The organism is Pseudomonas donghuensis (assembly GCF_000259195.1).
Lineage (GTDB): Bacteria > Pseudomonadota > Gammaproteobacteria > Pseudomonadales > Pseudomonadaceae > Aquipseudomonas > Aquipseudomonas donghuensis.
In genome coordinates, this window is record NZ_JH650758.1 from 1 (window position 1) to 3,547 (window position 3,547).

The 3,547-nt window shown below is 63.9% G+C and carries 3 protein-coding genes; 1 reads left to right on the forward strand and 2 read right to left on the reverse strand.

From position 1 onward, the window contains the following. Positions 1–206 precede the first annotated feature (206 nt). The gene (gene amaA / locus UW3_RS0104595; protein WP_010221112.1) at positions 207–1,493 is read left to right on the forward strand and encodes an L-pipecolate oxidase; all 1,287 of its coding nucleotides are present in this window, start codon (positions 207–209) and stop codon (positions 1,491–1,493) included. Positions 1,494–1,496: 3 nt separating this feature from the next. Here amaA and UW3_RS0104600 read toward each other — a convergent pair whose 3' ends face one another. After that, entirely contained in the window at positions 1,497–2,927 is a 1,431-nt protein-coding gene (locus UW3_RS0104600) for a mechanosensitive ion channel family protein (protein WP_010221113.1), read from the reverse strand. Between the two features lie 55 nt (positions 2,928–2,982). After that, the coding region (locus tag UW3_RS29245; protein WP_237716722.1) for an ATP-binding protein at positions 2,983–3,547 on the reverse strand (565 nt) is incomplete at its 5' end.

The window sequence follows — 3,547 nt, forward strand, 5'->3', positions numbered from 1 at the left end:
TCGTGGAAGGCCTACATGCGTCGGCAGACCAATACCGTGAACTATTCCCGCGAGCTGCCGTTGGCGCAAGGGATTGTGTTCGACTGACGACTGCGTCGGCCCCATCGCCGGCAAGGCCGGCTCCCACAAGGACCGCTGCTCCCTGTGGGAGCTGGCTTGCCAGCGATAAGGGCACCACCGCACAAGAATAAAAGAGGAAGCCGGCCATGCCAGAACTGCGTCAACAATGCCTCTGGGAACACGTCACCCAGCCCGCCGCGCCATCCCGGGTGCTGAACGTCGAGCTCAAGGCCGATGTGTGCATCATCGGCGGCGGTATCACTGGCCTGTCGGCAGCCATCCACCTGCTCGAACAGGGCAAGACGGTGATCCTGCTCGAAGCCTGGAAAATCGGCCACGGTGGTTCCGGGCGCAACGTCGGCCTGGTCAACGCCGGCACCTGGATTCGCCCGGACGACGTTGAAGCGACCCTTGGCCAGAAGCAAGGCAGCCGCCTGAACAAGATATTGGGCGAGGCGCCGGGCGAAGTGTTCGCCACCATCGAACGTCTGGGTATCGACTGCCAGGCCCACAACACCGGCACCCTGCACATGGCCCACAACGCCACCGGCGTTGCCGATCTCGAAGCCCGTCACCAGCAATGGAGCCGGCGTGGCGCCGATGTCGAGCTGCTGACCGGGGCCAAGTGCGAAGAATATTGCGGTACCGACAAGATTTCCGCCGCGCTGCTTGATCGCCGCGCCGGCACCATCAACCCCATGGGTTATACACAGGGCCTGGCCGCTGCGGTCGAGCGTCTGGGTGGGCAGATCTTCCAGCAGTCCGCTGTGCAAGGTCTTGAGCGTGAAGGCAGCAGCTGGCGGGTGAAGACCGCCAAAGGTTCGGTCAGCGCCGACAAGGTGGTGATCTCCACCGGCGCCTACACCGAAGGCGACTGGACCAACCTGCAACGCCAGTTCTTCCGCGGCTACTACTACCAGGTCGCGTCGGTGCCGCTGCAAGGCGCCGCTGCCGACAACGTGCTCAAGCACGGCCAGGGTTCGTGGGATACGCGCACGGTGCTCAGCAGCATCCGTCGCGATGATCAAGGGCGCCTGTTGCTCGGCAGCCTTGGGCGGGTCGACAACAAACCGGCCTGGTTCATCCGCAGCTGGGCCGACCGCATCCAGAACCACTACTTCCCGCAACTGGGCAAGGTCGAGTGGGAAATGCACTGGACCGGCTGCATCGACTTCACCCCGGACCATCTGATGCGCCTGTTCGAGCCTGCGCCGGGTATCGTCGCCGTCACCGGCTATAACGGCCGTGGCAACACCACCGGCACGGTGATCGGCAAAGCCTTTGCCCAGTACCTGCTCTGCGACAACCCGGATGCCTTGCCGATTCCGTTCTCGGCAATGAAACCGGTGTCGGCACCAGCGCTGCGTACCGGCTTCTACGAAACCGGCTTCTCGCTGTATCACGCCGGGCAATGCTTGCGCGTGGTGCTCTGACGGCTACTTGTGCAGCCAGCTGAGAAAACCGCCTTTCTTGATGGCGGCAGGCTTTTGCTCGAGCAGTGACTGGCGGGTTTGCTGGCGGATGCGTTGCAACTTGATCAGTGCGGTCTTGACCTCGGTGCGTTGCTCCAGGCAGCTGCGCACTTCGTCCTTGTCGATGCGGTAGAGAATGCAACTGGTCAGGGTGCGGAACTCGGCAGTGGAATCTTCCGCTTCCAGCAGGCCTTCCACTCCCAAAACCTCGCCCGGGCCCATGCGCCCGGCTTCGAGCTGCTTGTCGCCATCACGAATGCCGACAGACACCACGCCAGTGCCAATCACCAGCAGGTAATCCGAGCTGTCGCCGACGCCGAGGATCACCTGGTCGGCCAGGTATTCCACGGCGGTCATGCGCTGGCTGAGGTTGTCTTTTTCCTCGTTGCTGAGCGAACGGAAGATCCGCACGTCTTCGAGCAGGGCGCGCTGGCGGTTCCACACCTGGCCTTGCTGGGTGTCGCTGTTCCACACCACGCCGGCGGCTTCCAGGTGGCGGTGGGCGAGGTCGAACATATGGTTGCGCACCTCGGTCTTCTGGCTCATGGAGCCGACAAAACCGCTGGCCTCGTACTCCACCGACTCCAGGCTTGAACTCTTGATCGTGGCTTTCGGTGCCGGGCTGGTCAGTAAAGTACGTGTGCCCTGCAGGGTTTTCTCCAGCGCATCGAGCACCCGTCGCGGGCGCACCTTGGCCGGCACCACGACGCTGATGGAGACGCCGTGTACATCGCTGGGCTGGCTGAAATTGAGCAGCTTGGCCTTGGCCGCCACCGAGTTGGGAATCACCGCCATGCTGCCGTTGCCGGTCAACAGGCGGGTGGCGCGCCAGTCGATCTCGATGACCTTGCCTTCGGTGCCGTCAATGCTAATCGAGTCGCCGATCTGGTAGGGGCGGGTGGTGTTCAGCACAATGCCGGAGAACACATCGCTGAGCGTGCTTTGCAGCGCCAGGCCGATGACGATCGCCATCACCCCCGAGGTTGCCAGCAGGCCCTTGACCGGCAGCTGCAGCACGTAGGCCGCTGCGGCGACAATGGCCACCAGGAAAATCACCGCCCCCAGCACATCCTGCAGCAACCGCCCGGTGTGACCGCTACGGGCCACCAGCACCAGGCCGATCACTACCGTGGCGGTACGCGCCGCAAACAGCCACCAGGCGATCCCCAACACCGTTGCCAACAGATTGCGCGGCACATCCTCGACCCAGGGCGCAGGTTGCAGCGGGCTGACCCCGGCGCTGATCAGCACCCAGGTAAACAGCGAAAACGCCAGCAAGCGCGCACCGATGCGCCAGGGCCGGCGATTGGTGGGTATCAGTTGCCAGAGCGTGAGGTCGAGCACGATCAGGGTAATGCCGAGCAACAGCGGGTAACTCTGGACGAATGCGAACATACCGGTCTCGGTGCGGTGGGCTGTTGCCAAGTTAAGAGCAGAATGCGGGCAATTACTACTGGTTGCTGGGGCGATAGTGCAGCGCTTCAGCCAGATGCTCGCGGCCAATGCTTTCCACCTGTTCCAGGTCAGCCAAAGTGCGCGCCACCTTGAGCAGACGGTGGGCGGCGCGCAGCGACAGGGTCAGGCGTTCGCAGGCGCTTTCCAGCCAGGTCTGGTCGGCTGTGGATAACCCGCAATACTGGCGCAAGCCGGGCAGGTCGAGGAAGGCGTTGGCGCAGCCCTGGCGTTGTTGCTGGATGTCGCGGGCGGCGGCGACTTGCGCGGCAATGGTGGCGCTGCTTTCGCCGTGGCGGCTGTTGGGGGAGAGTGCCGTGGCTTCGCGGGCGACGGTCAGGTGCAGGTCGATACGGTCGAGCAAGGGGCCGGAGAGTTTGTTGCGGTAGCGCTGGATCTGTTCGCTGCTGCAGCGGCAACGGCCAGTGGGGTCGCCAAGATATCCACAGGGGCAGGGGTTCATGGCGGCGACCAGCTGGAAGCGCGCCGGAAAGCGGATCTTGTCCTTGGCCCGGGCGATGACGATTTCGCCGGATTCCAGGGGCTCGCGCAGCACCTCCAGC